At 68.3% G+C, this 26,319-nt stretch carries 24 protein-coding genes; 9 read left to right on the top strand and 15 right to left on the bottom strand.

Going from position 1 to position 26,319, the window contains the following annotated elements; genetic code table 11:
• Nucleotides 1-199 precede the first annotated feature (199 nt).
• Nucleotides 200-1,969, top strand: a complete 1,770-nt coding sequence (locus RM788_RS24880; protein ID WP_315934159.1) for a hypothetical protein — start codon at nucleotides 200-202, stop codon at nucleotides 1,967-1,969.
• 466 nt (nucleotides 1,970-2,435) lie between these two features.
• On the opposite strand, the gene RM788_RS24875 is transcribed toward RM788_RS24880, so the two are convergent.
• Both RM788_RS24875 and RM788_RS24870 read right to left on the bottom strand, forming a co-directional pair.
• Nucleotides 2,436-3,275, bottom strand: a complete 840-nt coding sequence (locus tag RM788_RS24875; protein WP_315934158.1) for a diguanylate cyclase domain-containing protein — start codon at nucleotides 3,273-3,275, stop codon at nucleotides 2,436-2,438.
• Nucleotides 3,276-3,404: 129 nt separating this feature from the next.
• On the bottom strand, nucleotides 3,405-4,283 hold the full coding sequence (locus RM788_RS24870; RefSeq protein WP_315934157.1) for an exonuclease domain-containing protein: 879 nt from the start codon (nucleotides 4,281-4,283) through the stop codon (nucleotides 3,405-3,407).
• 282 nt (nucleotides 4,284-4,565) lie between these two features.
• On the opposite strand from RM788_RS24870, the gene RM788_RS24865 reads away from it, so the two are divergent.
• The gene (locus RM788_RS24865) at nucleotides 4,566-6,257 is read left to right on the top strand and encodes a hypothetical protein (protein WP_315934156.1); all 1,692 of its coding nucleotides are present in this window, start codon (nucleotides 4,566-4,568) and stop codon (nucleotides 6,255-6,257) included.
• Between the two features lie 576 nt (nucleotides 6,258-6,833).
• Here the strand turns inward: RM788_RS24865 and RM788_RS24860 are convergent.
• Entirely contained in the window at nucleotides 6,834-7,853 is a 1,020-nt protein-coding gene (locus RM788_RS24860; RefSeq protein ID WP_315934155.1) for a nucleotide-binding domain-containing protein, read from the bottom strand.
• A 96-nt stretch (nucleotides 7,854-7,949) separates the two neighbouring features.
• Between RM788_RS24860 and RM788_RS24855 the strand changes: the two genes are divergently transcribed.
• On the top strand, nucleotides 7,950-8,780 hold the full coding sequence (locus tag RM788_RS24855) for a transposase family protein (RefSeq protein ID WP_315921658.1): 831 nt from the start codon (nucleotides 7,950-7,952) through the stop codon (nucleotides 8,778-8,780).
• A gap of 17 nt (nucleotides 8,781-8,797) precedes the next feature.
• Here RM788_RS24855 and RM788_RS24850 read toward each other — a convergent pair whose 3' ends face one another.
• From RM788_RS24850 to RM788_RS24810, 9 genes are all read right to left on the bottom strand, one after another.
• Entirely contained in the window at nucleotides 8,798-9,130 is a 333-nt protein-coding gene (locus tag RM788_RS24850; RefSeq protein ID WP_315934154.1) for an SMODS domain-containing nucleotidyltransferase, read from the bottom strand.
• Entirely contained in the window at nucleotides 9,127-9,729 is a 603-nt protein-coding gene (locus RM788_RS24845; protein WP_315934153.1) for an SLATT domain-containing protein, read from the bottom strand. The genes RM788_RS24850 and RM788_RS24845 overlap by 4 nt, the downstream gene beginning before the upstream one ends.
• A gap of 139 nt (nucleotides 9,730-9,868) precedes the next feature.
• Nucleotides 9,869-10,282 (bottom strand): hypothetical protein, encoded by a 414-nt coding sequence (locus RM788_RS24840; RefSeq protein WP_315934152.1) that lies wholly within the window; start codon nucleotides 10,280-10,282, stop codon nucleotides 9,869-9,871.
• A gap of 128 nt (nucleotides 10,283-10,410) precedes the next feature.
• Entirely contained in the window at nucleotides 10,411-12,456 is a 2,046-nt protein-coding gene (gene dnaB / locus RM788_RS24835) for a replicative DNA helicase (RefSeq protein ID WP_399345077.1), read from the bottom strand.
• Between the two features lie 493 nt (nucleotides 12,457-12,949).
• Nucleotides 12,950-13,405, bottom strand: coding sequence for a 50S ribosomal protein L9 (gene rplI / locus RM788_RS24830; RefSeq protein WP_315934150.1), 456 nt, complete (start codon nucleotides 13,403-13,405; stop codon nucleotides 12,950-12,952).
• Between the two features lie 20 nt (nucleotides 13,406-13,425).
• Complete coding sequence (rpsR, locus tag RM788_RS24825) at nucleotides 13,426-13,665, bottom strand: 30S ribosomal protein S18 (RefSeq protein WP_106184952.1); 240 nt, start codon at nucleotides 13,663-13,665, stop codon at nucleotides 13,426-13,428.
• A gap of 63 nt (nucleotides 13,666-13,728) precedes the next feature.
• Nucleotides 13,729-14,235, bottom strand: a complete 507-nt coding sequence (locus RM788_RS24820) for a single-stranded DNA-binding protein (protein ID WP_315934149.1) — start codon at nucleotides 14,233-14,235, stop codon at nucleotides 13,729-13,731.
• A 16-nt stretch (nucleotides 14,236-14,251) separates the two neighbouring features.
• The gene (gene rpsF, locus RM788_RS24815) at nucleotides 14,252-14,596 is read right to left on the bottom strand and encodes a 30S ribosomal protein S6 (RefSeq protein ID WP_315934749.1); all 345 of its coding nucleotides are present in this window, start codon (nucleotides 14,594-14,596) and stop codon (nucleotides 14,252-14,254) included.
• 112 nt (nucleotides 14,597-14,708) lie between these two features.
• On the bottom strand, nucleotides 14,709-15,719 hold the full coding sequence (locus RM788_RS24810; RefSeq protein ID WP_315934148.1) for a hypothetical protein: 1,011 nt from the start codon (nucleotides 15,717-15,719) through the stop codon (nucleotides 14,709-14,711).
• A gap of 151 nt (nucleotides 15,720-15,870) precedes the next feature.
• On the opposite strand from RM788_RS24810, the gene RM788_RS24805 reads away from it, so the two are divergent.
• The 4 genes from RM788_RS24805 (at nucleotide 15,871) to RM788_RS24790 (ending at nucleotide 19,296) form a co-directional block, all read left to right on the top strand.
• The gene (locus RM788_RS24805; protein WP_315934147.1) at nucleotides 15,871-16,641 is read left to right on the top strand and encodes a deoxyribonuclease IV; all 771 of its coding nucleotides are present in this window, start codon (nucleotides 15,871-15,873) and stop codon (nucleotides 16,639-16,641) included.
• Nucleotides 16,642-16,643: 2 nt separating this feature from the next.
• A complete protein-coding gene (locus RM788_RS24800; protein WP_315934748.1) occupies nucleotides 16,644-18,068 on the top strand; it encodes a glycosyltransferase family 87 protein in 1,425 nt (474 codons plus the stop codon).
• 85 nt (nucleotides 18,069-18,153) lie between these two features.
• The gene (locus tag RM788_RS24795; RefSeq protein WP_315934146.1) at nucleotides 18,154-19,026 is read left to right on the top strand and encodes a helix-turn-helix domain-containing protein; all 873 of its coding nucleotides are present in this window, start codon (nucleotides 18,154-18,156) and stop codon (nucleotides 19,024-19,026) included.
• Nucleotides 19,027-19,044: 18 nt separating this feature from the next.
• Nucleotides 19,045-19,296 carry a DUF397 domain-containing protein gene (locus tag RM788_RS24790; RefSeq protein ID WP_315934145.1) on the top strand — a complete coding sequence of 84 codons (252 nt, stop codon included), beginning with the start codon at nucleotides 19,045-19,047 and terminating at the stop codon, nucleotides 19,294-19,296.
• A gap of 45 nt (nucleotides 19,297-19,341) precedes the next feature.
• Here the strand turns inward: RM788_RS24790 and RM788_RS24785 are convergent, their stop codons facing one another.
• The 3 genes from RM788_RS24785 to RM788_RS24775 form a co-directional block, all read right to left on the bottom strand.
• Nucleotides 19,342-20,913: a glycosyltransferase family 87 protein gene (locus RM788_RS24785; RefSeq protein WP_315934144.1), complete on the bottom strand. Its 1,572-nt coding sequence runs from the start codon at nucleotides 20,911-20,913 to the stop codon at nucleotides 19,342-19,344.
• Between the two features lie 131 nt (nucleotides 20,914-21,044).
• Nucleotides 21,045-23,504 (bottom strand): transglycosylase domain-containing protein, encoded by a 2,460-nt coding sequence (locus RM788_RS24780; RefSeq protein WP_315934143.1) that lies wholly within the window; start codon nucleotides 23,502-23,504, stop codon nucleotides 21,045-21,047.
• A 556-nt stretch (nucleotides 23,505-24,060) separates the two neighbouring features.
• Nucleotides 24,061-24,465: a DUF5318 domain-containing protein gene (locus RM788_RS24775; protein ID WP_170155652.1), complete on the bottom strand. Its 405-nt coding sequence runs from the start codon at nucleotides 24,463-24,465 to the stop codon at nucleotides 24,061-24,063.
• A gap of 164 nt (nucleotides 24,466-24,629) precedes the next feature.
• Between RM788_RS24775 and RM788_RS24770 the strand changes: the two genes are divergently transcribed.
• Complete coding sequence (locus tag RM788_RS24770) at nucleotides 24,630-25,175, top strand: PadR family transcriptional regulator (protein ID WP_315934142.1); 546 nt, start codon at nucleotides 24,630-24,632, stop codon at nucleotides 25,173-25,175.
• A gap of 49 nt (nucleotides 25,176-25,224) precedes the next feature.
• Nucleotides 25,225-26,316 (top strand): inositol-3-phosphate synthase, encoded by a 1,092-nt coding sequence (locus tag RM788_RS24765; RefSeq protein ID WP_315934141.1) that lies wholly within the window; start codon nucleotides 25,225-25,227, stop codon nucleotides 26,314-26,316.
• Nucleotides 26,317-26,319: the final 3 nt, after the last annotated feature.

Genomic DNA, 26,319 nt, shown 5'->3' with positions numbered 1-26,319 from the left:
CCGGCGCGCTCGTTCTCCATGCGCTCCTTTGTTGGTCGAGATGCCGCGCTCCCAGCCTCGATCCCGGTGGTCCGCCTCCGACGCCCCGCGTCCGGCCACCCGCCAAATACCCCCGCAAGGGACAAAGGAAGAAGGAGTCTCAATGCAGACCTGGGCAAAGCGCGGAATCCAGTCCGCGCTTGTAACTGGTGGTTTGCTGATGCTCGGTACGGGCATCGCTTCTGCCCAGGAGAACGTCAACCCCGACGCAGCTCCCTCGGCCATCGACGGCGGCGTCACCGTCCCGCTCGACATGGAGAAGAGCGCGATCGGCCAGCAGGCCGGTGGCCAGCGCGAGGCAGGCGCCGACCAGACCGGCAGGGCGAACCCGCTGGTCCGCGATCCCGGTGCCTGGGCCGACACGGCCCCCACCCAGCCGCAGTTCGCGAACCCGGCTCCGGTCGACAGCGACGCGATCGCCGCCGTCGCCAGCTCGGCCGCCACGAACAGCACGGCGAACGCCGCTGACGCGGACGGTTCCGGCACGCCCGGTGGCGACTCCGCCCTCTCGGACAACCTGGTCGGCGCGCCCCTGGCACTGCCCCTCGACAGCGGCGACGTCATCTCGACGGTCGGCAACGCGGCCGTGGAGCACGGCAGCGAGGCCGTCGTCGACGCCGCAGACGGCGACGGCAGCCCGCTGCTCGGCAAGGCCATCCCCGCCGACGGCGCCATCTCGGGCGACGTCGCCCGTGTCCCCGCGAACCTCCCCGGACAGGCCTTCGGCCTGGTCACGGGAGCGGTGGGCAAGCAGGTGGGCCAGGACAGCAACGTGACGCTGCCCAGCAACATCGTCACCGCGCCCGTGATCGTCGCCGGGCATGCCGTCAGCGACGCCGCCACCCTCGCCAGCGACCCGAACACCGACCCCACGCTGGTCGCGGGCGGCCCGTCCAACACGATCGGCAACCACAGCTTCACGCCGGACACCGCCGTGCAGGTCCCGACGGGGAGCCCGGAGCAGGCGTTCGGCCGCACCCTCGCCGCCGTCGACAACGGTTCCTCGGACGTCGACTCCACGCTGGACGCCGCCGGCGAGGACGCGATCCTCGACGCCTTCGGCAACGCGGTCGGTGCGGGCGACGTCACCAGCACCGGCATCCCGCTGTCGGGCGCAGCCCAGGCCACCGCACCGGTGCAGGACCTCGCGAACCCCGCCGCCGCCCCGACCGCGGTCGACACCACCCCCGGCAGCAGCCCCTTCACCACGACCAACGCCCTGGCGCCGGTCGGCGCACTGGGCCTGGCCTACGACATCCCGGTCGCGGTGCTCAGCGAAGCCACCGCCGTCCTCCACCCCAGCACCCAGACCACCGGCGAGGACGCCGACGCCGCGCGCGCCACCGAGGCGCACCGCGGCATCGACCTCCCCGCCAGCATCGACAAGCTGCTCGGCGCGACCGAGATCCCCAACCTGACCAACCTCACCCGCCTGCCCGTCGCCCCGGAGGCGCTGAGCACCCTCCCGGTGAACCAGCTCCCCGCCGCCGACCAGCTCGGTGCCCTCGACCTCCCGACCCAAGGCCTCCACTTGCCGATCAGCGACCTGTCCCTCCCGACCGACGAACTGGGCCTCCCGGAGGAGCGCTCCTTCGGCGGCACCCTCCCCCTCACCGGCGGCAACTTCGGCGTCACCCCCAACATCCAGAACCTGCGCCCCCTGGCCCCCGCCACCACCGGCCGCAGCCTCCCGGCCCTGCCCGTCGCCCCCATCACCACCCCGCGCCTCCCGATCTCCCCGATCGCTCCGATCGCCCACCCCCGCGCCCTCCCCACCCTGCCCACCACCTCCCTGACCGGCCTCCAGCTCGACGCCCCCCACGCCACCAACGGCGAACGCTCCCTCCCCGCCGCCCCGGCCCTCGCCGGCCTCGACACCAAGTCGATCTTCGGCAACCTCGAGGACACCATCCAGATCCCGCGCATCTGACGGTGGAGGACTGACAACGAGCACCACCTGACAGCAAAGGTCGAGCCCCCAACGCAACCGCGTCGGGGGCTCGACCTTTGGGAAGAACAAAACGAGGAACTACAACAACACCAACCCACCAGCCAGACCACCAGCCCACCCACCGAGCCGACCGCCGCTTGATCACCCACCAGCCCACCCACCGAGCGGACCCGCCGTTTGATCACCCACCGAGCCGACCCGCCGCCTGACCACCTACCGAGCAGCCCTCGACCGCCGTGCGGCCGGCTTGACTTGGGGTTTTTGGGCCTACAATTTGTCGGCGGGCATCCCTACCACCTGCCCTTTTAGCCCGACTAGGCCCAAAAAGGGGCCCCAAGTCAAGCTGGCCGCACCCGGAGACCGTGGATCCGACACCGGCGACCCAGCACGACAAATGCCCTCTCCAACGGACCCAGCCCAACCGACCCCCAAAAACCCAAACCCCCTACCCCCTCAACCTCTCCTCCACATGCGCGATCACCGCATGAGTCGGCGCAGCCCCATCACTCGTCACCCAACAAACCCTCATCCCCGGCCGCACCCGCCCACCCCCGATCCGCACTGCCCGCCCGGCCAACTCCCGCACCCGCTCCGCCACCGCTTCCCCCGACCCGCGGCTGTGCTCGGCCACCACCGCGAACTCGTCCCCGCCGTACCGGGCCACGGTGTAGTCCTCCCGCAGCCCTTCCCTCAACCGCCCACCGACGGCGGTCAGCAGCTCGTCCCCCCGCTGGAACCCGTGCTCCGCGTTGATCGCGGCCATCCGGTGGACGTCCACCAGCACCAGCGTCACCACGGTCCCGTGCGTCCGAGCGCGGGCCAACGCCTGGTCGAGCCGGTCGTGCAGGAGCGCCCGGCCGGGCAGCCCGGTGAGGGCGTCGAGCAGTCCGCGGCTGTGCGGGAGGTCGGTGGTGACCGGTTGCAGGAGGACGAGCAGCCGCTGTTCGCCGTGAACGAGGAGCGGGTGGTGCTCGGCCCAGAGCTGGGCCTGCCTGCGGCCGTGGCGGGTGACGACGAGGGGGATGGTCAGCGCGCCCGTGCGGAGGACCTGGTCCGCCAGTTCCGCTCGGGTGGGCAGCGGTGCGCCGGAGTCGTCGTGGGTGGACCACCCCGGTGGGCAGGTGCCGGAGAGCAGGTCTTCCGGCGCCAGTCCGAGCAGGTCCGCGGCCAGCCGGTTCCCCGCGAGCACGTTGCCCGAGGCGTCCATCAGCAGCACGCCGACCGGTAGTTCCGCGACGAGTTCTTCCCACACCGGGCGGGTGGGGGCCGTCTGCACGGTACGCATGTCGCTCGTACCCTCCGCTGGCTGCCTGGCCTGTTCGTGACGAGCTTCCCCGCAGGTAGCGACGTTTTCAATAGGCCCAATGACACCCAGTCCGGTGATCTTTCGCCCTGGTTGTAACGCCGTGACCTGCTAGGCCAACCGGGCGAGCATGGACCCGAAGTCCCGTTCGGACACGATCGGAACCTCATATGCGCGGGCACGGCGCGCCTTGCTGGACAAGGTGAACGGATCGGCCGCGACGAGGACGCGGGTGGCCTTCGTGACGTAGCCCTGGATGACGCGCAGACCGGCGGCGGCCGCGCGGTCGATCCACACGTCGCGCGGGTCGAGCATCTGGCCGGTGAAGACGACGGTGTCGCCGCGCACCAGCGTCACCAGCTCGGTGCCGGTCGTCCGCTGCGCCACGACCTGGCCGCGCCGCACCAGGTGCGCCTTGGCCGACGCGAACCCCGGCCACGGCGCGTGCTCGGCTTCGTCGAGCAGGTCGCGCCACGGCTCCGGGCGTCCGGCTTTGCCCAGGTAGTCGGTGAACAGGCCGGCGGCGGCGTGCGCGTCGTGCAGCGCGGAGTGGGCGTCGAGCAGGGACACCCCGGCCGCGGCGCAGCACGCGCGCAGCGACCTTCCGGCGCTCGCGGGCAGGTAGTCGTCGGACAGCCGCATCGTGCACAGGCCCGCGGTCGGCCACTCGACGCCGAGCCTGCCGAACTCGGCGGCCAGGAAGCGGGCGTCGAAGCCGAGGTTGTGCGCGACCAGCACCCGGTTGGCGAGCTGCGCGGCCAGCGCGCCCGCGATGTCGGCGAACGACGGCGCGTGCCACACCTCGGCGGCGCTGATCCGGTGGACGTGCTGCGGCCCGAGGTCGCGGGCGGGGTTGACCAGCGTGCACCACTCGTCGGTCACGACGCCGTCCTCGTCGAGGTGCACCACCGCGACCTCGACGATCCGGTCCCGTCCCCGTGCCGCGAAGCCGGTCGTCTCCGTGTCGACGACCGCGTAACCCGCACTCACCTGCGACCACTCCGATGTCGACGAACGATCATCGAAATGTACCGGGGACGATGCCGCGCGCCCGTCCCAGGCGCGCGATGGCCCTCCTCGAGTTCGCAATGTGTCGCAGATCCTGCAACGGAAGTGGTTACCCAGACGTCTTCCAGGTGTAGCCGAGGGATGCTCATCTCAGTGCCGACTTCTGGGGGAACGTTGTCCACAGCGCTCACAACCGCGCCCGCACAGGCGATCGAACATCCCGAACTCGATGATCCCGAGCCTCCGGGAAGATCGCGGTGGCGCGTGGCCGCGACCGCGGCGCAGGCGGTGCTGAGCGCCGGGATCGTCGGCTTCCTGCTGCACATGCGCTACGGCTACACCGCGGGCACCGGCGACCACCTGGTCCTGTCCGCGCTCGGCATGCACTGGGCCGACCCGGCCCTGTTCGGGAACGACTGGGTCATCGCGAACGCGCCCCAGCCGCACTGGCTGTTCGACGTGGTCACCTGGGCGGGCACGTCCACCGGCACGTTGGACGCGGTCTACTTCGGCTACTGGGTGCTCGGCCTGCTCGTGTTCGGGTTCGCCACCGCCCTGCTGGCGCGGGCGTGGGCCCCGAAGCACAGCCTGTGGGCCACCATCGCCGTCTCGGGCATCGGCGCCGTCACCCCGTGGTGGCTGCTCGGCACCGGCTCCCCCATGCTCGCCATCGCGCTCCCCGGCGTACTCGCCGGTTTCCTCATCTACCTGGCCGTCGCCGCGCTCATCACCGAACGCCACGTGCTCGCCGCCGTCGCCTCGATCGCGACCGCGCTGGTGCACGTCCAGCAGGGCGCCGTGGTCGGCGTGCTGCTGCTCGCCGTCGTCCTGGTCATCGCGGCGCGCGACCGCCGGATCCACTGGCCGCTGCTCGGCACGGCCGCGGTCACGTTCGGCATCGTCGCGGCCAACCTGATCGCCCGGCCCGTCGCGGGCGACACCGCCGAGTTCGCCAAGGTGTGCCGCGACCTCATCCCGTACCACTGCGAGGCCACGAACTGGTCGCCGCAGATGATGTGGGGCGGCTTCGCACTGGTCGGCCTGGCCCTGCTGAGCATCGCCCACTTCCGCCCCGGCCGCCGCTCGCTCTGGGCCGTGCTGGTCCTGCTGCCCGCCATCGGCCTCACCGCGGGCGTCCTGCTGGACCGCTTCAACGTCCCGACCTGGGGCATCCTCGCGCAGGGCCTCAACATCTACCGCCTCGACATCGTCCTGATGCCACTGGCCGTCTGGGGCGCCCTCACCCCGGTCTTCGCCCCCCGGCCTGCCTGGGTGCGCTGGCCGCTGATCGCACTGGTGCCCCCGCTCGCGTACTTCGTCCTCGGCACCAAGATGACGGAACCCGTGTTCCCGTTCGCCAGTACCAACGGCGGCCCCTGGCTCTACCTCTCCCTGGGCGCCCTCGTCCTCGGCGGCTTCAAGTTCATCCCCCGCGTCATCGTGATCGCAGGCATCATCGCGGGCCTCACCATGTCCGTGATCACCGCGCACTCATTCGTCTGGCGCCCACTCGACATCACCTTCATCCCCAACGACGACCTGCACGCCTGGGGCAAAGCCGTCCAGGCAGTCGTCCCACCCAACAGCCAGGTCCTGGTCCCACCCCTGGCCATCGACCTCAGACTCACCATGGCCCGCGGCGTGGTCGTCGACTGCAAGAACGGCGCCTACGGCGGCGACGCCACCGTCGACTACGAGGCCAGACTCATCGCCCTCGGCGGCATCAAGCAGTGCATCAAACAAGACCCCGGCTTGTACAACTCCCTAACCGCACTACAACTCACCGCCATCGCCCAGCGCTACCACGCCGACTACCTGGTGCTGGAACCCGCACAGCAGTGGCAACAACCCGCATACCTGGACCTGGGCTGGACCGTAGTGCTCAAACCGTTCAACAAGCTCAAGGACACCGTCCTCAAAGCCCCGGAAAAAGCCCCGGATGCAGAGCAGCGCTGAAGCTGACCTACCTGGAGCACGGAACCGAGCACACCGCCCAAGCACCACGGAACCGAGCGCGCCCGCACCCCGTGCGGCCGATTTGACTTGGGGTTTTTGGCCCTGCACTCGCTCAGCGGGCAGGCTTTTCACCCCTGCCCCCAGCGGAAGGTCCGCCACGGCGATGCCGACATCACCGAGTCCAGGCCGACCAATGCTCACGGCTCGGTCCTCTCCGACGTGCCCTCTGATGCCTTGCCAGACAACGAGTTCGCGCAGCGGTAGCTGACCGTCATCGAAGTCGGGATGCCTGTGGCGACAGCCATGCTCCTCCGTCCCATCGACACGACCACACGCAGCCGTAGGCGGAGGCACCCTCCCACCTGCCCACGTGTCGGAGCCAAATCGTGCCGGTGTGTCGAGGACGAACACCCATATAGCCCACATTGAATCCACCCATACGGCCGAACGACAAGTCCTGGGCTTGCTCGGCGGGGATGGATGAGGTGGGCAGTTCAGGTCATGGCGGTCGGTGGCCGCAGCGTCGGTAGTGGCTAGCGTGGGTTGGCGTTGGAGGCGGGGGCTACCAAGGCCGCCCTAAGCGGCGTTGGTGCTGATCGGCACGTCGATGACGTTCCGTGCGACCACGATCCCTTCCTTGATGATGTAGCACTCGACGACGTGCTCGCCACGGAAGCTGGTCCGCTCGTGTCGGGCGTTGCCGGCACGGTTGGGCGAGATGATCTCCCCACGGATGTTATTCCGACGCTCGGCCTCATCTCCGCGGTTCAGCACCTTCCACTTCACGTCATACGGGTACGAGACGCTGCACTCGGTGATGGTGAAGTCGAGTTCCTTGCTCGGGAGCAGCAAGGTCTTGTTCTTGAGCATCTCCCGGAGTGACGCCGTTCGCCACCCGTTCTGCGTGACCTTGCAGTCGATCGCGAGCGACTCGCTGATGTCGACGGGGTACCGGCTCTCGATGAACTCGTCGGTGTCCTTGAACGAGCGGGCGGACTCGGTGACCTCCAGCGGAACCGCCGACCCGAACACTTCTCGCCATTTCTTGTTCACGGAAGCCTTGTCCCCGTTGGCGATGGCTTCGAGGCAGCGGTTGTACGCCTTCTTTGCCTTCGGTTGGAACCGCTTCTTCACGTTCACCCGCTGGTTGCTGCCCAGCGCGAGGTAGTAGTCCTTGTTCGGCTCGTTCATGAGGAACTCGAAGAAGTCCCTGACCATGAAGTCGAACCAGAGGCTGCCCTTGTCGTCATACTCGGACGTGGCCGAGAAGAACCGGTAGACGAGCGTGTCGATGAGCAGGCCACCCATGACCACGCCGTTCGTATCCTTCCACGCCCGGGTCATCCGAGCGAGGTGGCGCATGTTCGTCGATGTACGGCCGTTGCAGTCCTTCGTCGCAGCGATCTCCTCGCGCGGCTTAGTGACCTTCCAGCCCTCGGCCTTGGTGTCGGGGTAGTCGAAGCTGCCATCGCTGTTCCCGAATGCTGGCTGCACCTCGAACTTGAATTTGTTGCTTGTGAACTGCATACGCACGACGCACTGAGGTGATCTCACCAACGTTGAAGGCCTGACGGAGTCAGCCGAACGCTTGGCCATGCGACCCGAGGCACAACAGAGCCTGAGAGCAGAAGGACGGGGAGCTTCTGATAGGACTGGATTTGCGAAGATCAAATCCCAGTCAGAAAGCTCCCCGTGATCAGCTATCGTGCCACACTCGACGTGCCCCGCGAACTCGCCCAGTACCTGGGCCGCCTGCTCCACACCCAACGCCGCGACCGTGGCACTCGGAAGGGCGCCAGAGCGCTGACCTGCTACGGGCAGGCCGTCATGGGCCTGCGCTGGTTCCGCCAGAACACCGACATCACCGCGCTGGCCCGAGATCACGGCATCTCCCGCGCCACCGGCTACCGCTACCTCGACGAGATCATCACCGTGCTCGCCGAGCAAGCCCCGGACCTGCACGCAGCATTGCGACACGCCAAGAACGAGGGACTGGCCCACGTCGTTCTCGACGGCAAGATCTTTCCCACCGACCGCCTCGCCGAGAAGACCACCAGCGCGAAAGGCGAGCAGATCGACCGGTGGTACTCCGGCAAAGCACACGAGCACGGCGGCAACATCCAGGCCCTGATGGCGCCGAACGGTTTCCCGCTGTGGATCAGCGATGTCGAACCCGGCTCGGTGCACGACCTGACCGCGGCCCGCGAACACGTGCTGGGCGCCCTGTACTGGGCCGCCTCCCGACTCGACCTGCCCACCCTGGCCGACAACGGCTACGACGGGGCGGGCATCGGAGTGTTCACACCGGTCAAGCAGCCCGCAGGCGGGCAGGTACTTGATGTCGACACGCGCACCTACAATGCCCTGCTGCGTGGCCTGCGCTGTCTGGGTGAACGCGGATTCGCGACGCTGACCGGCCGCTGGCGCGCCTTACGGCACTTCACCACCAGCCCTCGCAAGATCGGCGCCATCGTCAAAGCCGCCCTCGTCCTCACTCATTTCGAACATGGACGACTCACCTGAAACTCGCTGAGATCATCTCACTGGTCGACGCGTATGTCGGTGTTCGGGTACCGCGCGGTCAGATCATCCCGAACACGGTTGAGCATCCTCCGCGGTCCCGTCTCGCTGCTGTAGCTCGAGCGGAGGCTTGCCGCGAGGATGTAGATCATGTCCAGGTCTGAGACGCCGCGGATCGCAGTGTGCCGACCGTAGGAGCCGACCATGAGCCGATTCGCCGTGGAGCCCTCGACCGACCTGAAGTCCTTGTTCAACGCCTTCGTGATCTCGTCGCGGCGTGCGGCGATGGTGGTGCTGGCGTCGCCGACCTTCAGATTCTCGAGCAGGGCGTCAAAGATCTCGTCCACCTTCATCGTCCCGCCTCACCTTCATTGAGACGGAGCGCCTCTGGGAGGAACAGGTCGATCTCGCGGGAGGTGAAGCTCAGCTCCTCGTTGATCTTGAGCCCATCCTGCGCCCGGCCGTAAGCCTTGGATGTGGTCCGGGGCGCATCGGCATAAGCCGCACGCGTGGCCTCCTGGAGTTCGTCGCGGCGCGCACGAGCATCCGCAGCCACCGTCGCGCCGGACATCAGGTCGGCGATCAGCGACAGGTACGACTCGCGTACGTCCCATAGCCGCGAGGCGATTTTGCGGTGGGCATCAGACTCCTCGCTGAACTTGAAGCTCTTGGAGGCGAGGCTCAGCGCGCTGACGACGAGGGCGATGAACGAGGTCGCGAGGCTAGTCAGGACCTGGTTGCCCAGCATGCCGAGCACGGACGCGAGGAACGTGCCGGTGCTGACAGCCGTGAAGGCGACCAGCACACCCTGTTGCCAGCGGTATCGCCCGAAGCAGATGTCCGCTTGCTTCTCGTGGGTCTTGTGGCTGTAGACCACCCGACCGAACACCTCGCGGACCTGCGCGAGCAGGTACTCTTCTCGCTCCGCCTTAACTGCGGGTTCTATCGCCACTTCTCCCCCGCTGCGTACTCGACCAAGAGGTGCACCCCAGGTGGGTTCCTCCCAGGCCGTAGATGCCGCGGAAGAGCAACGATCACTGGACGTTCGCTGCACTCGGGTTTGAGTATGGCTGGGATCATGGGCGTCGCGCCTACGCGGCGGGTTCTATAACGGCTGCCGCGAGTCGATGGCCAGCGGCCTCGTAGGCCGCGCCGATAGCCCGGGAGTCACGCATCAGCGCTGTGAGATGACTGATCATTTCCTCGCCGTTGACGCCATGATGCGGTACTTCAGTGCCATAGCCGAAGACGCCAGGCTCGACTTCGGGCAGATTGGTCAGGCCGCTCAGAGGGCCGAGCGCTGGCTTGGACTGGAGCATGATGATCAACTCGGCGAGTTCATTACCGAATGTCGTCCAGGCTGTTGCCTCCTGGCCTGCCACGTCAGCACCCTTCACCCACTGCTCGCGATGAGCGGCGGCATCACCTGTGGTGTTGGTCTTGTCGGTGTTGTGGGAGCCGTCGTAGCGGTCGAAAACGAAGCCAGACGGGGTTGGAACAGGCACGGGGTGCTCCTTCGGGGTTGAGCAGGTATTAGGAACGCGATGAATTCTCATTTCCAGTTCATTTATGAAGTGCAAATGAATTCGATACTGAGAAAATGAAGTCAAATATGAGGACCTAAGATCAAGCCCTAACTATGCGCCAAATCCGTAAACCGGCTGTAGTGCAACTGGTGCGCCACAACGATCGTCGCAGTAGGCCCCGCACGATGCTTGGCAATGATCAAGTCGGCTTCCCCAGCCCGCGGATCATCCCTCTCCCAAGCATCCGGCCGGTTGATCATGATCACCATGTCCGCGTCCTGCTCCAACGACCCCGACTCACGAAGGTCCGACAGCATCGGCTTCTTGTCGGTCCGCTGCTCCGGACCACGGTTCAGCTGGCTGATCGCGATCACCGGAACCTCCAGCTCCTTCGCGATCAGCTTCAGGTTTCGGGAGAACTCCGAGACCTCCTGCTGCCGCGACTCCGTCTTCTTGCCCGACGACATCAGCTGGAGGTAGTCCACGACCACCAGCTTGAGGTCGTGGCGCTGCTTGAGACGGCGAGCTTTCGCTCGGATCTCCATCATGGTCAGGTTGGGCGAGTCGTCGACGAAGATCGGCGCCTCGCTGATCTCGCTCATCCGGCGGGCCAGCCTGGTCCAGTCGTCGTCGCTCATCTTGCCGCCGCGCATGTCGCCGAGGCGGATCTTGGCCTCGGCGGAGAGCATGCGCATGACGATCTCGGTGCGGCTCATCTCCAGCGAGAAGATGGCGCTGGTCAGGCCATGCTTGATCGAGGCCGACCTGACGAAGTCGAGGCCCAGCGTGGAGTTGTGCGTCGGGATCATGGTCTTCCCGGCGAGGTACATGTGGTCGTGGTTGTCGACTTCGACGCACCGCACGGGAACGCTCTCGACCGGCCGCACGGCCACGATGTCGACGCGGTCGCCGCCGAACGTGCGGAGCAACTCCGCGATGTCCCGCGCGAGCCGGACGAAGCGGGTGCCGGGTGAGTCGCCGACCAGCAGCGCGTCGAGCAGTTCCTGCCGCTGCGCGCGGCCCGCGCGCAGGTACTCGGAGGGGATGTGCGGCTCGTCGGCGAGACCGAGTTCCTTGGCCGTGCGGACCTCGTCGTCGGTCAGCTCGCCCTCGACGAACGCCAGTTCGCCGACGCCCGCGAGGAACACGCCCAGCGCGCGCGGCGTGAGCGGCAGTTCGGCGTTCGGCAGGCTCCACCCGCACGCCAGCCGCACGGAGTGCCGCGCGGTGCTGCGGTGGATCTGCTCGGTGGTGCGGATCGCCCAGAACCCGCCGGTGGCGCTGCACGACTCGGTCAGCCACTGGTGCCGCGCGTCGGCCGTGATCACGGTGCCGTCGCTGAACTCCACGTCGAAGCAGGGGCGGTCGACCATGACCTCGGTCGCCGCGACGACCCGCGTCGGCCTGCCGTCGGCGCCCATCAGGCGGTGGCCGACCTCGACCGAACCCATGGTCGTCCAGCCGGTCGGCGTGGGCAGCGGGGTGTCGAGCGCCAGCGCCTTGCCGACACCGGGACGCGCCGCGACGATGATCATCTGGCCGGGGTGCATGCCGTTGGTCAGCTCGTCGAGGTCGGCGAACCCGGTCGGGATGCCCCGTGCGCTGCCGCCGCGCGAGGCGATGGCGTCGATCTCGTCCATGGTCGGCTGGAGCAGGTCCTCCAGCAGCACGTAGTCCTCGGTCGTGCGCCGGTCGGTCACCTCGTAGATGGCGGCCTGGGCCCGGTCGACGACCTCGTCCACGTCCGCGCCCTCGGCCCCGTTGTAACCGAGCTGCACGATCCGCGTCCCGGCCTCCACGAGCCTGCGCAGGACGGCCTTCTCCGCCACGATCTCCGCGTAGTACCCGGCGTTGGCCGCCGTCGGCACGGTCGCGATCAGCGTGTGCAGGTACGGGGCGCCGCCGACGCGCAGCAGCTCGCCGCGGCGCTCCAGTTCGGCCGACACCGTGATCGGGTCCGCGGGCTCACCGCGCCCGTACAGGTCGAGGATGCAGTCGTACACGGCCTGGTGCGCGGGCCGGTAGAAGTCCGTCGGCGCGAGCGCCTCGATCACGTCGGCGATGGCGTCCTTGCTCAGCAGCATGCCGCCCAGCACCGACTGCTCCGCGGCCAAGTCCTGGGGGGGCTGCCGTTCGAAGCTGGGTTCGGCCATTCCTCGGTCGTCCACCAGCGCCACCGCGCCCTCACCTCCACGCATCGAGCTGTTGAAGTCGTTCTACCCCGAGCCACCGACAATTTTCGCCGGCGCGTGCTCGCGACGCACAGCGAGCACCGGGGTTATGACCGGACGCTAGAGCCACCCGACTGGAGCAAGCAAACCTGCCTGTGGACAAGTCGGTGGACAGGTTGTGGATGATCCGCGTCATCCGGCCACAGACGGAGGACAAGGTGGGGACAACCTGTGGACAACTTGGTGTGTGACAGAAATAGTCCCAGCTCAGAGGCTGTGTACAACTTGTGGAAAAAGTTGTTGGTCTTGGGCGCGGCGTGTCGCGTGTAACCGCGCTTTCGGCGTGTCGCGCGGGACCCGTCACAGCGGCTGTCCACAGGTGGCCGATTACCCGAGCACTACTACAAAAGAGCGACAGCGCCGCCCGCCCGGCGAACCGGGCGAACGGCGCTGTCGGTGCAGCTGTCAGCGGTGCTCAGTTGGCGGAGGAGACGTCCACCGAGAGCGAGACCGTGACCTCCGGGTGCAGCCGGACGGTCACCGCGTGGTGCCCGGTCGTCTTGATGTGACCGGCCAGCTCGATGGCGCGCTTGTCCAGCGTCGGACCACCGGCGGAACGGACGGCGGACACCACGTCGGACGTGGTGACCGAGCCGAACAGCTTGCCGGAACCCTTGGCGGACTTGGCCTTCAGCGCGACGGCGCCGAGACCCTCCAGCTTGGTCCTGATCTCCTTGGCGTGGTCCAGGTCGCGCACGCGGCGCGTCTCCTGGGCACGGCGGATGACCTCGACCTGCTTGGTCGCGCCCTTGGTGGCCAGGATGGCCAGACCGCGGGGCAGCAGGTAGTTGCGGCCGTAGCCGTCCTTGACCTCGACGATGTCGCCGGGGTCGCCGAGGCCGCTCACGTCAGCGGTGAGGATGAGCTTCATTTTCTGGGCTCTCTCTCAGCTCAGCGGGCGGTCGAGGTGTAGGGCAGCAGTGCCATCTCACGCGAGTTCTTCACGGCGATGGCGACGTCGCGCTGGTGCTGCGAGCAGTTGCCCGTCACGCGACGCGCGCGGATCTTGCCGCGGTCGGAGATGAACTTCCGCAGCATGGTGGTGTCTTTGTAGTCGATCTGAGTGGCGCTCTTGTCCTTGCAGAAGGCGCAGACCTTCTTCTTGGGCTTGCGCACAGGCGGCTTGGCCATGTGTTAGCTCCTGGGTAAACCGGAATGAACGCGGTGTGGGTTGTCTGGTGACCGGTGCGCGGTCTAGAAGGGGGGCTCGTCGGCGAAACCGCCGCCGCTGTTGCTCGCCGCGGGGGCGGAGCCCCAGGGGTCGTCAGCGGGAGCGCCACCGCCGCCGCGGGGTGCGGAGGAACCGCCGCCGAAGCCGCCGCCCTCACCCCCGCCACGGCTGACCTTGTTGACCTTCGCGGTCGCGTAGCGCAGCGAGGGGCCGATCTCGTCGACCTCAAGCTCCATGACGGTGCGCTTCTCGTTTTCCTTCGTCTCGAAGGAGCGTTGGCGCAGCCGCCCGGTCACGACCACACGCGAACCACGCGTGAGCGACTCGGCCACGTTCTCCGCGACCTGGCGCCACACGTTGCACCGCAGGAACAGCGCGTCCCCGTCCTTCCACTCGCCCGACGCCTTGTCGAACGTGCGGGGAGTGGACGCCACGGTGAAGCTCGCCACCGCGGCGCCGGACTGGGTGAAGCGGAGTTCGGGATCGGCGGTCAGGTTTCCGACCACCGTGATCGTCGTCTCGCCAGCCATATCGGGAGCCCCTGCCTCAGACCTTGGCCTTGGCGGCGTTCTTGGCCGCCTTCGTCGAAGCCTTGGTGGGCTTCGGGGGGTGGCGCCGCATGACCTTGGTGCGCAGGATCGTCTCCTGCAGACCCAGCTGGCGGTCCAGTTCCTTCACCGCGTCGGGAGTCGAGGTCAGGTCGAGCACCGCGTAGATGCCCTCGCTGCTCTTGTTGATCTCGAAACTCAGCCGGCGCTTGCCCCACACCTCGACCTTCTCCACGTTTCCGCCAGTCGTGCGGATCACGTTGAGAAAGGTGTCGAGCGACGGTGCGACAGTGCGCTCGTCGAGACTGGGGTCAAGGATGACCATCACTTCGTAATGACGCATGAGGACCACTCACCTCCTGTGGACTCGCGGCCACGGACTATCCGTGGCAGGAGGGTCGTCGCGTCAGCAACCCGTCCAGAGTAACAGCGAGTACAGGGGGCGATTACCAGGGTCAAGCCGCCGAACGGCGCAGGACCCACGTGCGCACGAGAGCGCCGGTCACGCAGGACAGCGCGAGCACGGCGAGCAGCACGGGAGCCGCGACGCCGCCCATCCTCCCGGTGCCGGGCAGCGCCTGGGCGCGCCCCGCGGTCTGCACGGCGCTGGAATCCGTCGTGGGCAGCCCGTAGCCGGGGGTGTAGCCGGGCACCTGGCCGCCGTAGCGGACGCCGGGCGACGGCGAGAACAGGCCGGGCGTCGCGAACGGCAGCGAGCCGTAGCCGAACAGCGGGACGCGGCCGAAGTTCGCGCCGAGCCCCTGCGGGCCGTAGAGCTGGAGGTCGCCCGCGCCGACGCCGCCGACGGGGCTGAAGATGCTGCCGGGGCCGGGCTGGCCGGGAACGGTGCCCGTGCCGGTGCCGGGGGTCGTGCCGGTGCCCGGCTGGCCCGTGGAGGGCTGCCCGCCGGGCGGAGGGGTCTGCGGCTGGCCCGCGCCGGGCACGAGTTGCCCGGCGATCTGGCCGGAGGCGTCCGCGATCGCGCTGGTCCCGTCCTGCACGGGCGCCACGACGGCGTTGACGCCGTTCACGGTCACGCCGCAGAGGCCGGACAGGGTCTGCTGGACCGAGCCGGTGACGGTGGTGATGACCGGACCGAGCAGCGGGATCTTGTTCAGCTCGGCGACCACCTTGTTCGCGATCTGCCCGCCGGTGATGAAGCCCTTGCCGTCCGGGATCGCGCCGATCGGGATGGGCGGCAGGGAGTTGAACACCGGTCGGAGCTGGTCCGCGATGGGCGGACCGAGCAGCGGGACGGCGCGGACCACGTTGACGACGGGGTCGACCACGGCGCCGGGGCTCAGGGAGACGGGAGTGCCCGGAGTGCCCTCGACGGACGCGGAACAGCTGCCCACGACCACCGGTTCAGCCGCGGCGGCAGTGCCCTGACCTGCGGCGGCGCCGATCACACCCACCGCGAGTGCCACGACGGCCGCCCCGAACAACCGGGTGAGTCGGGTCCGCATGTCTCGCCTCCCCATCGTTTCCTACTTTCAAGTAACGAGCGTAGGTCCTGGTGGTGACGCAGTCACCGTCTTCGCTTGACTTTCATCCACCCAGCCGCATATCGACGGTGGGGCGGCGGGGCGATGTCGAAGCCGACTACCCTGCATGGTCATGCGCATCGGGGCTCATGTCCGCGACGACGACCCGCTCGGCGCCGCGGCGGACCGCGGCGCGGAAGTCGTCCAGTTCTTCCTGGCCGACCCGCAGGGCTGGAAAGCCCCCAAACCGCACCCGCACGCCGCCGAGCTGCTCGCGTCGGACATCACCGTGTTCGTCCACTCGCCGTACGTCCTCAACGTCGCCTCCCTCAACAACCGCATCCGCATCCCGTCCCGCAAGACCGTCACCCAGCACGCCGAGGCCGCCAAGGCCGTCGGCGCCGAGGGCCTGGTCGTGCACGGTGGCCACGTCACCAAGGGCGAGGACCCGGCGGACGGCTTCGCGAACTGGCGGAAGCTGTTCGAGCGGCAGGAGGAGGCGGGCGGTTTCGCCGTGCCGATCCTGATCGAGAACACCGCGGGCGGCGACTACGCCATGGCCCGCCGCTTCGACTCGCTCAAGCGGCTGTGGGACGAGGTCGGCGACTTCGGCGCCGGGTTCTGCCTGGACACCTGCCACGCGTTCGCGGCGGGCGAGGACCTGGTGGACATCGTCGACCGGGTCAAGGCGATCACCGGCCGCATCGACCTGGTGCACCTCAACAGCTCGCGCGACGAGTTCGCCTCGGCCCGCGACCGGCACGCGAACATCGCGTCCGGCACCATCCCCGCCGACCAGCTGGTCGCCGTCGTGGCGGCCGCGGGCGCCCCCGTCGTGGTGGAGACACCGGACGAAGGTCAAGCCGCCGACATCGCGTTCCTGCGCGAGCACGTCGGCCCGTGAGCATGGCTCAGGAAGTGGTGGCCGTTGTGCCCGAGCACGTCGACGGGCCTCGGTCCAACCACTTCACGAGGGTCGCGATGGCGGTGCTGGTGCTGCTCTGCGGCCTCACCCTGCTCGTCGGGTTCGTCAACAAGGACCGCTGCACCGGTCCGTCCTTCGACCAGTGGGGCCGCAGCCAGCCCGACTACGAGGAGCGGAACAAGAGGGACGTCTGCTACTCGGACATCCAGCACCTCTGGATCGGCCGCGACGTCGACCGGCACGTCTTCCCGTACGTCCACGGCGGCATCAACGCCAAGGGCACGCTGGTCGGCGGCAGCGTCGAGTACCCGGTGCTCACCGGCCTGATGATCTGGGCCGGTGCGATCTTCACCGACACCGACGCGGGCTTCCTGCTGTTCTCCGCGCTGCTGATGGCCCCGTTCGGCCTGCTCACGGCGTGGCTGCTCGGCAAGCTGTCGAGGTGGCGCGCCCTGCTGTGGGCCATCGGACCTCCGCTGGTGCTCTACGCGTTCCACAACTGGGACCTGCCGGTCGTGCTGTGCGCGGTCGCCGCCGTCTACGTGGTGCACCGCGGCTGGGGCAAGGCGGGGGCGGACCGGCCGCTGATCGACCGGGCCGTCGCCTCGTCGGTCCTGCTCGGCATCGGGTTCGCGTTCAAGATCTACCCGGCGCTCTTCGTGCTGCCGCTGATGCTCTACGTCCTCACCGGCGGTCCCGGCGGCCGTGAACTGCCCGCGGGCAAGCGGTACGACTGGTCGGGCATGGCGCGCGTCGCGCTGGCGCCGATCATCACCGTGGTGCTGGCCAACCTGCCGTTCGCGATCTTCGGCTACGAGGGCTGGAAGGCGTCGTTCGAGTTCCAGGGGCAGCGCAGGGTCGACATCACCACGAACTCCATCTGGTACTGGGGCATGCGGCCGTTCATGCCGGAAGACACCATGCAGTCGCTGGTCAGCGTGCTGTCGCCGGTGTGCATGGCCCTGTCGTTCCTGCTGGCGTGCTGGATCGGCTGGCTCCGGTTCAAGCGCGAGGGCACCTACCCGTGGATCCCGGTGTCCGCCGCGATGCTGTGCGGGTTCCTGCTGCTGCACAAGGTCCACTCGCCGCAGTACACGCTGTGGCTGGTGCCGATGTTCGTGCTGCTGCGCATCCCGCTCGGCTGGGCGTTCGCGTACTTCGCCGCCGACCTCGCGATGGGCATCGGCATCTTCCGCTGGTACTACGCCATCGAGTTCGGCCAGCCCGCGGGCATCTACGACGGGTTCTCCGCGCAGGCCGTGGTGATCGGCGTCTGGGGCCGGGCCGCGCTGCTCGTGGCGCTGTTCTACGTCTTCCTGAGAGCCCGCGACACGGTGACCGAGGACGAGCGCGAGGACTTCCTGCCAGCCGAAAGTAATATTCCTCAGGAATATCTATCTCGTTAGAGTGAAAAAGTAACCCTCAGCTGGTCATGTTCCTGTCCAATCTGGACAGTGGGTCCCACCACTGTTCCGAACTGGAGGCACCACCATGACCGCGCCACGGGGTAGCACTTTGCGTCGCAGGCGACTGGGGCACGAGCTGCGCAGACTGCGGGAGACCGCCAAGCGCACCCACGTCGACGTGGCCACGCTGCTCGACTGCTCGCAGGCCAAGGTGTCCAAGATCGAGTCCGGGTTGGTCGGCATGCGGGCCGTCGAGCTGCGGGCGGTGCTGGAGTACCTGGGCGTGCCCGCCGAGGAGTGGGAACCGCTGCTCGTCCTGGCCAAGGAGTCGAACCAGCGCGGTCTGTGGCGCAAGAACGACGACGTGCTGACCACCAAGTTCGCCACGTACGTCGCGCTGGAGGCGGAGGCCGTCAACCTCCGCATCTACCAGGCCGAGGTGGTGCCAGGTCTGTTGCAGACCGAGAACTACGCCCGCACGGTCAACCAAGCGACGCGCTGGCGGGACGGTATTGATCTTGATCGTGACACCGAAGTGCGGATGGCACGCCAAGGACGAGTACTCACCGGTGAGCTGAAGCTATGGGTGATCCTGAACGAGGCGGCGATCCGCAGGGTCGTCGGTGGTGAGCAAGCGATGCGCGAGCAGTTGCAGCACCTGCTGGAACTTGGTCACCAGCAGCACATCACGCTCCAGGTGCTGCCGTTTTCCTCAGGTGCGCATCCAGCGATGACCGGGCCGTTCGAGATCGCTCAGTTCGCAGAGCGAAGGTTGGACCCGGATGTGGTGTACCTGGAGAACCAGACCGGGGGTCTTTTCATGGAGGAAGCCGCTGACAGCACGCGGTATAACCTCGCGTTCGACTCGTTGATCGGCCACGCGTACGACTCCGGTCGTTCGGCCAAACTGATCGGACGGGTCATCGACGAGCTGCCGGGGGAACCCGTTCCGTACTGACCTGGAGGAGCACCAGCCATGACCTCTACCGAGCCGTACTTCACCGGGTGGCGCAAGAGCAGCCGCAGCACCTCCGGGCAGAGCTGCGTCGAGGTGGCGCTCACCGGCTGGCGCACCAGCAGCTACAGCACGGCTGGGCAGGAGTGCGTCGAGGTCGCGGTCAACGAGCAGGTGATCGGCCTGCGGGACTCCAAGAACCCGGCCAGCGGCAGCCTCGTGCTCAGCCCGCAGACCTGGGCGGCCTTCCTGGCCGTCGCCAAACTGGCGTGACCCCACGGCCTGGTCGACGGCGAACAGCCGTCGACCAAGCCGTGATCAGGACTGGAGCTGGTGCGCGGGCTCGTGGGCCGGTCGCTGCCACGGGAGCCGCAGCACCCGGCGGTCCGGCGCGCCCTCCAGCACGCCGCCGCACGGGTCGTCCTCGCCGGACCTGCGGACCAGGTCGAGCGACGGCCGGTAGATCTCGCGGACCACCATGACGCAGAGCAGGACGACCGCGGCGTCGCGCAGCAGCACGGTGCCGAGGAACCAGTCGATCGGCAGGCCCTTGTGGTCGGTGCCGAGGTAGAAGAACATCCGCGGCACCCACACCAGCGCGTCCAGCGCCATCCACGCCATCAGCAGCTTCCAGCGCGGGATCGCCAGCACCGCCAGCGGGACCAGCCACAGCGAGTACTGCGGGCTCCACACCTTGTTCGTCAGCAGGAACGCGGCCACCACCAGGAACGCCAGCTGCGCCAGCCGCGGTCTCGTCGGCGCGGACAGCGCCACGTACCCGACACCGGCGCAGCACAGCACGAACAGCACCGCGCTCACGGTGTTCAGCCCCTCCGGCACCTGTCCCTGCACCAGACCGGGGTCGAAGCCCTGCCAGCCGGTCCACTGCGCGACCACGTTGTACAGCGAGTCCGGGTCCGCCCCGCGCTCGGTGTTGAGCCGGAAGAACTCCTGCCACCCCGGCCGGTACAGCAGCGCGATCGGCAGGTTCACCACCATCCACGTGGCGAGCGCCGACGCGACCGTCGTCAGGCCGTCGCGCACCCGGTCGGACCGCCAGCACAGCAGCAGCAACGGCCCCAGCAGGAACAGCGGGTACAGCTTCGCCGCACCGCCGAGCCCGAGCAGCACACCCGCCAGCACGGGCTTCTTGCGCGCCCACGCCAACATCCCGGTCGTGGCGAACGCCGTCGCGATCGTGTCGAAGTTCGTGAACGCGTGCACGATCACCAGTGGCGACAGCGCCACGATGGCCGCGTCCCAGACCCTTCGCCTGGCCAGCCGCGCCACCGCCCAGGCCGTCGCGAGCCACGCCAGCGCGAGCCAGAAGGCGGTCATGTCGAAGTAGACGATCACCGTCATCGGCGCGGGCAGCCACCCCGACTGGGCCAGCGTGATCCACCCCTGCGCCATCCGCGCGTTGACCCACTGGAACACGCCGGTCAGCACCGGGTACTCCATGTACCGGATGTGCGCGGTGGGCTTGCCCTCGTCGTCGACCCACGACGTCCGGTACGGGAACGTCCCCGGCTGGTCCATCCGCTCGGCCGTGTAGAGCGGCACGATGTCGGAGTAGCAGAGCGCCACGAACTGCCGGGAACCCCGCCAGTCCAGCTGCACCTGCCCCTTCTCGTCCACGTACTGCTGCACGCACGGCGACTTCTGCAGCCACGCCAGCGACAGCACCACGACCGCCAGCAGCAGCACCACCCGCAGCGGCGTCCAGAACCAGTGCCGCCCGATCGACGCGTGCCTGCCGACCGGCCCGCCGAACGGTCGGCTGGCCCGTCTCGCCAACGACTCCGTCCACGTCGGGAGAACCCGCTCGTCCGGGCCGAGCGAGTCCGTGTCTTCGGGGTTCGCGTGCTGTACATCCGGTGGGCTGGACACCCGCCGGATGCTACGGGCAACCGGATCGGGCCGGAGTCAACTCCCGGCTAGTCGGCCGACTTCGATTCGGTCCCGGACGCACGAGGGGCCCGGCGCTGGTGCGCCGGGCCCCTCGTGCTCGTCGGATCGACTCAGGGATCGTTGGGATCCCGTGCTTCGGTGCCGGCTCCGCCGCCGCCACCGTTGCCCTGTCCGTTGGTCTTGGTGCTGGTGCTCGTTCCCGTGGGCGGGCAGTTCGGCTGGAGCGGGAGGCAGCCGGGGTTGCCGCCGGGCGGGTTCTTGGTGGACGTGCTGGTGCCCGTGGGCGGCTCGGGCGTCTCCGACTTGTCGTCTTCGGGCTCCGACGTCTCCGTCTTCTCCGACGTCTTCGGTGGCGGCGTCGTGGTCTTCGGCGTGCTCGGCGCGGGCGGGACCGCCTGGCCGATCATGTCGGCCTTGGGGAAGGTGTCCTTCGGAGTTCCCGCCAACGCCTTGTCCATGAACGCCTTCCAGATCTGGCCGGGAAGGCCGGAACCGAAGATCGGGGTGTCGCCCGCGTTGCGGAGGGGGACGTTGCCCGCCTCGGTGCCCATGTAGACGCCCGCGGCGAGGGACGGGGTGTAACCCACCATCCACGCCTTCGAGTTGTCCACGCCGTCGAGCTCGTGCGTGCCGGTCTTGCCCGCGCACTCGCGGCCCTCGGCGCAGATGGTCTTCGTGGACGCCTTCGGGATGTCCTTGAGCACGTCGGTGACGTTGTCCGCGATCTGCCCGCTCTTCTCGGGGTTCTCGTCGAACGCGGAGCGGGACTTGTCGGCGTGCTGGTAGAGCAGCTTGCCGTCCGGGCCCTCGATCTTCTCGATGAAGAACGGCTCGTGGTAGACGCCCCTGGCCGCGAAAGTCGCGTACGCCGACGTCATGTCGAACGGACGCACGAGCGTTTGGCCACCGCCGATGGCGATGTTGCCGTCGGGGGTGTCACCGCCGTCCTCGCCCTTGAGCAGCTTGTGCACCTCGTCCCCGATGGTGACCTCTTCGGGGATGCCCGCCTCGTAGGCGGCCTTGGCGACCTTGCTGGTGCCCACGTTGTTCACGGCCATGTCGTAGAACACCGTGTTCACCGACTTGACCATCGCCTCGCGGACGCTGCACTGCTTGGGGACGGCGCACGCGACGCCCTGCGCGTTCTTCACCGGGTTCGTCTCACGACCGGGGAACGTCCGCGGCGAACTGCCGTCGTAGACCTCGCCGACCCCTTCACCCTGCTGAAGGGCGGCGACCAGGTCGAAGGGCTTGAACGACGAACCCGGTTCCTGGAGCGTGCCCTTGTTGTAGTCGATGCCGACACCGTCGTTGCCCGCCCAGTAGGCGCGCACGGCGCCCGTGCTGGGTTCGATTGCGGTCAGCGACTGCCGCAGGACCTCCGGCTGGCCCTCCATGACCTCGCTGACGGCTTCTTCGGCGGCGGTCTGCATCCTGGGGTCGATGCTCGTGTGGATGGTGACGCCCTTCTTGAGCGCCTCCTCCTCGTCCATGTCGATCTCTTCGCCGGCCATCTCGGCCTCGACCTGGACCTGGATGTGCGCGCGCACCCCTTCCAGCGCGTTCTGCTGGACCTCGGCCAACGGCTTGAGGGTCGGGTACGTCTGGGTGTCGTAGTACTCCTGGGTGATCCACCCCTTGTCGAGCATCTGACCCATCACGAACTTCCACCGGTCGACCGGGTACTTCTCCTCCTCCGACCGGCTGGGGTTCTGGATCATGCCCGCGATCAGGGCGGCCTCGGACGCGGTGAGGTCCTGGACCTCCTTGCCGTAGTACATCTGCGCCGCGGCTTTGATGCCGAACGCGGAGCGGCCCTGGTAGATCGTGTTCAGGTACGCGGCGAGGATCTCGCCCTTGCTCTTCTGGTTGCTCATCTTGTAGGCCTTGACGACCTCGGTGAACTTCCGCGAGAGCGTCGGGTCTTCCTTCTCCGTGGCCTTCTTGACGTACTGCTGCGTCAGGCCGGAACCACCGCCTTCGCCGCCGCTCACCTGGAACCAGGCGGCGCGCGCGATGCCGACGAAGTCGAAGCCGGGGTTGGTCTCGAAGGTGGCGTCCTCGGCCGCGAAGACCGCGTGCTTCACGTCGTCGGTGAGGTCGGGGTCGTCGACGGCGAGGAGTTCCCGGTTCGAGCCCTGCGGCGAGATCTTCGCCATCTCGGAGCCGTCGGAGTACAGGATCGTGACGGCCTTCTGCTGGTCCTCCGCGACGACGGCGGGATCGGGCACGTCGACGAGCTGGTAGGCGATCGCGAAGGCGACCAACGGCGTGAGGACCATCAGACCGGCCGCGATGTAGGAGATGCGGCGGACGCGCCGCCAGATCTTCTTCTTGCGCACGGCGCGTTCCTCCTCCTCGGACAGCTCCTCGGAGTCGAACTCGTCGTACGCGTCCTCTTCCAGGAACATCGACGGTTCGTCGGGTTCCCGGTGGGTGAGCAGGTCGGGCTCGCGCTTCATCGGCGGCTGCACCGGCTGGAGCAGATCCGTCAGCTCGTCGGCCTTGTTGTGCGCGGGCGGACCGGCCGGTCCACCGCGGGCGCCGGGACGCGCGCCGCCGGGGGGCATGGGGGGACGACCGCCCTGGGGCGGCTGACCGCCGGGCGGGGGCAGGGGCCTGCGCACGCCGCCGGGCGGGACCGGGGGTCGCTGGCCGGGGCCGCCCGGACCGGGAGGCGGGCCGAGTGGACGACCGCCGGGGACACCGGGGACACCGGGCTGGCGGGGCGGGGGGCCCTGGTTCATCGCGCCGGGCGGCGGACCGGGCGGTCCACCCTGCGGGCGCGCGAAACCGCCGGGCGGAGTGCCCGGTCGCGGGGGGACCGCGCCCTGCTGGGGGCGCGGGAAGCCGCCCGGCGGAGTGCCCGGTCGTGGGGGCCGGTTCACGTCCTGGGACGGGTTCCGGGCGCCGCCTCGATCCTCCGGCTGATCCGGGGCACCGTGGCGCCTGGTGGCGCCTGCGTCCGGGTCATCGCCCGTCGGCCATTGCGGTTCCCCGCCACGTTGCCTGTCGTCATGCTGGTCGTTCACGAAAAGGCCTCCCAGACCGGCGCACGGGCGTGCGCGGTTCGGTGGTCGTACGCCGCCTGCGTTCGGGGTACGGCGGTCGCGGGTGGAGCGGGTTTCACTCCGCCGCGGTCCTCCGGCGTGGCTTCTGAGTTTTCAGGCCACGCGTTCCCAGGACGTACGACTGCACCAGGTGGTTCCAACTACATGTGCGGCAGACTTCCACGACGTACACGGTGAATTCCTCGTAGAGGTTCGACATCCGTGCGAGTTCGTCGGCGGTCCGAGCAGAACCGGCCGCGTGCTTGAGCTCTTCGCCGTACACCCAGGACACCAGGGTCAACGGCTCCTTGCGGCACACCGGGCACGTGACGTCGCTCGGCTGGCCGTGGAACTTCGCAGCTCGGAGGAGGTATGGACTCGCATCGCAGACCTCCATGGTACCCACACGACCCGAGTGCACGTCAGCAAGCAGCGCACGGCGCTGCAACGCGTAGTCCACGACCTGTCGTTGGGTCACCACGCGACAAGAGTACGTGGCGACCGCCCGCCTCCGATGGTCCGTTCAGGGCAGCGTCGATGAATCAGATATCACGGTGTGCCACAGCACACACTCACCAGGAGGCGCAGATGTATCGGACCGATATACTGACCGCATACATCGGGGCTCGGGCAGGGGGGTGAATCGTGCTGGAATTCGCCATCCTCGGCCTGCTGCACGAGGCACCCATGCACGGCTACGAGCTGCGCAAGCGGCTGCACGAGCTGCTGGGCGCCTTCCGGGCGTTCTCCTACGGGACGCTCTACCCGACGCTCGGCAAGCTCCAGCGCGCCCACCTCATCGCCGAGGAGGCGCCCGACGACGACCTGCGCGCCTGGGGGCGCAGGGCGCGCAAGGTCTACAAGATCACCGCCGAGGGCAAGGAGCGCTTCGCCGAGCTCCTGGTCGACGCGGGACCGCAGACGTGGGACGACGACTCGTTCGGCGTCCACATGGCGTTCTTCTCCCGCACGCCCGCCGAGATCAGGATGCGAATCCTGGAAGGCAGGCGGCGGCGGGTCGAGGAACGCAGGGAAGGCTTGCGCACCACGTTGGGGAGCGCGAGCGATCGGATCGACCGCTACACCCGTGAGCTGCACCGCATGGGGCTGGACACGACCGAGCGCGAGGTGCGGTGGCTCAACGAGCTGATCGCCCACGAGCAGGCCGAACAGCGGAAGTCCGAGGAATGACCGCCGCTTTCGCGGCAAAACCACAGCAGAAGCACAAGGAGGACTGGGCATGGGCGAACAACGCCGGACTGTTCGGGTGGCCATCGTCGGGGTCGGCAACTGCGCCGCGTCGCTGGTGCAGGGGGTCGAGTACTACCGCGACGCCGACGCGTCCGCCAGGGTGCCCGGACTGATGCACGTCGAGTTCGGCGAGTACCACGTCCGCGACATCGAGTTCGTGGCCGCGTTCGACGTCGACGCCAAGAAGGTCGGCTACGACCTGTCCGAGGCGATCGGCGCCAGCGAGAACAACACGATCAAGATCGCCGACGTGCCGCCGCTGGGCGTGCCGGTGCAACGCGGCCACACCTTCGACGGCCTCGGGAAGTTCTACCGGGAGACCATCGAGGAGTCCGAGGAGGAGCCGGTCGACGTCGTGCAGGTGCTGCGCGACACCAAGGCCGACGTGCTGGTCGCGTACCTCCCGGTCGGTTCCGAGGACGCGGACCGCTTCTACGCCCAGGCCGCGATCGACGCCAAGGTCGCGTTCGTCAACGCGCTGCCGGTGTTCATCGCCTCCGACCCGGTGTGGGCGGAGAAGTTCCGCGCCGCGGGCGTGCCGATCGTCGGCGACGACATCAAGTCCCAGGTCGGCGCCACCATCACGCACCGCGTGCTGGCGAAGCTGTTCGAGGACCGCGGCGTCCAGCTCGACCGCACCATGCAGCTGAACGTGGGCGGCAACATGGACTTCCTCAACATGAAGGAACTGGAGCGCCTGGAGTCCAAGAAGGTCTCCAAGACCCAGGCCGTCACCTCCCAGATCGACCGCGACCTCGGCAAGCGCAACGTCCACATCGGTCCGTCGGACTACGTGGCGTGGCTCGACGACCGCAAGTGGGCGTTCGTGCGCCTGGAGGGCCGCGCCTTCGGCGACGTGCCGCTGAGCCTCGAGTACAAGCTCGAGGTGTGGGACTCGCCGAACTCGGCGGGCATCATCATCGACGCCGTCCGCGCCGCGAAGATCGCGCTCGACCGCGGCATCGGCGGCCCGATCCTGTCGGCGTCCTCGTACTTCATGAAGTCCCCGCCGGTGCAGTACTCCGACTCCGAGGCGCACCTCGCGGTCGAGGGCTTCATCCGCGGCGACGCCGAGCGCTAAGCC

It is taken from the genome of Umezawaea sp. Da 62-37 (assembly GCF_032460545.1).
Lineage (GTDB): Bacteria > Actinomycetota > Actinomycetes > Mycobacteriales > Pseudonocardiaceae > Umezawaea.
This window is presented reverse-complemented; position numbering and strand designations above follow the sequence as displayed.

Bases quoted from the DNA above. Each gene is read 5' to 3' on its own strand.
- RM788_RS24880 (WP_315934159.1), top strand. From the start codon at position 200: ATGCTCGGTACGGGCATCGCTTCTGCCCAGGAGAACGTCAACCCCGAC.
- RM788_RS24875 (WP_315934158.1), bottom strand. From the start codon at position 3,275: ATGCGTACCGTGCAGACGGCCCCCACCCGCCCGGTGTGGGAAGAACTC.
- RM788_RS24860 (WP_315934155.1), bottom strand. From the start codon at position 7,853: ATGGCCAAGCGTTCGGCTGACTCCGTCAGGCCTTCAACGTTGGTGAGA.
- RM788_RS24850 (WP_315934154.1), bottom strand. From the start codon at position 9,130: ATGAAGGTGGACGAGATCTTTGACGCCCTGCTCGAGAATCTGAAGGTC.
- dnaB (WP_399345077.1), bottom strand. From the start codon at position 12,456: ATGGCCGAACCCAGCTTCGAACGGCAGCCCCCCCAGGACTTGGCCGCG.
- rplI (WP_315934150.1), bottom strand. From the start codon at position 13,405: ATGAAGCTCATCCTCACCGCTGACGTGAGCGGCCTCGGCGACCCCGGC.
- rpsR (WP_106184952.1), bottom strand. From the start codon at position 13,665: ATGGCCAAGCCGCCTGTGCGCAAGCCCAAGAAGAAGGTCTGCGCCTTC.
- RM788_RS24820 (WP_315934149.1), bottom strand. From the start codon at position 14,235: ATGGCTGGCGAGACGACGATCACGGTGGTCGGAAACCTGACCGCCGAT.
- rpsF (WP_315934749.1), bottom strand. From the start codon at position 14,596: ATGCGTCATTACGAAGTGATGGTCATCCTTGACCCCAGTCTCGACGAG.
- RM788_RS24810 (WP_315934148.1), bottom strand. From the start codon at position 15,719: ATGCGGACCCGACTCACCCGGTTGTTCGGGGCGGCCGTCGTGGCACTC.
- RM788_RS24805 (WP_315934147.1), top strand. From the start codon at position 15,871: ATGCGCATCGGGGCTCATGTCCGCGACGACGACCCGCTCGGCGCCGCG.
- RM788_RS24800 (WP_315934748.1), top strand. From the start codon at position 16,644: ATGGCTCAGGAAGTGGTGGCCGTTGTGCCCGAGCACGTCGACGGGCCT.
- RM788_RS24795 (WP_315934146.1), top strand. From the start codon at position 18,154: ATGACCGCGCCACGGGGTAGCACTTTGCGTCGCAGGCGACTGGGGCAC.
- RM788_RS24790 (WP_315934145.1), top strand. From the start codon at position 19,045: ATGACCTCTACCGAGCCGTACTTCACCGGGTGGCGCAAGAGCAGCCGC.
- RM788_RS24780 (WP_315934143.1), bottom strand. From the start codon at position 23,504: ATGCCCCCCGGCGGCGCGCGTCCCGGCGCCCGCGGTGGACCGGCCGGT.
- RM788_RS24765 (WP_315934141.1), top strand. From the start codon at position 25,225: ATGGGCGAACAACGCCGGACTGTTCGGGTGGCCATCGTCGGGGTCGGC.